The organism is Campylobacter sp. RM19072 (genome assembly GCF_024723485.1).
Lineage (GTDB): Bacteria > Campylobacterota > Campylobacteria > Campylobacterales > Campylobacteraceae > Campylobacter > Campylobacter porcelli.
This window is the reverse complement of sequence record NZ_JANQCU010000060.1, coordinates 1-543: the sequence shown is the minus strand read 5'-3', so window position 1 is coordinate 543 and position 543 is coordinate 1. Positions and strand designations below refer to the sequence as shown.

Genomic DNA, 543 nt, shown 5'->3' with positions numbered 1-543 from the left:
TAGAGTAACTAGTGGTAATGTATCTGTTGATGAGTATGAAGCAGTAGCTAGAGTAGATTATAAATATAGCAAAAAACTTAACTTCAAAACTTGGTACTCATACATTGATAGAGACAGTGGCGATAAAGGAGATGCTAAACACCTAAGATTTGAAGCTAGATATAACTTCTAATTTTAATAGGGTTTAATCTCTTTGGGGAGCCTGGCTATTTATGGCTGGGCTCCCTTTTTTATGCTTTTTTAATTCTTTATTTTTCTTATCTTTGTAATTTTAATTAATTAATGAAATTTAAATTTCCTAAAGTCGAATTTTGATAAAATCTTTAGTAATAAATAGTGTGTTGTAAAGATTGCTTGGGCTTTTTAAGAAGCAAAAAATCGTCAAGTGATAGTTTGAGAACCATAAAAGGTTTTTTCAAAAGTTTAGATATAAAAGAAATTTTTCTTTTTTAAGTAGGAAGGGCAAGGTAGCTTCGCTCTTATTTTTCGTAGTGCCATCAAATGATAAATCTGAGCGTAGCTCAGCAACCTTGAAAGGCTTTT

The 543-nt window shown here is 30.6% G+C and carries 1 protein-coding gene; it reads left to right on the top strand.

The window, feature by feature from the left end; translation table 11 throughout:
• Window positions 1-172, top strand: a 172-nt coding sequence (locus tag CSUIS19072_RS08455; RefSeq protein WP_337212281.1) for a major outer membrane protein, incomplete at its 5' end; no start/stop codon positions are given.
• Between the last annotated feature and the right edge of the window lie 371 nt (window positions 173-543).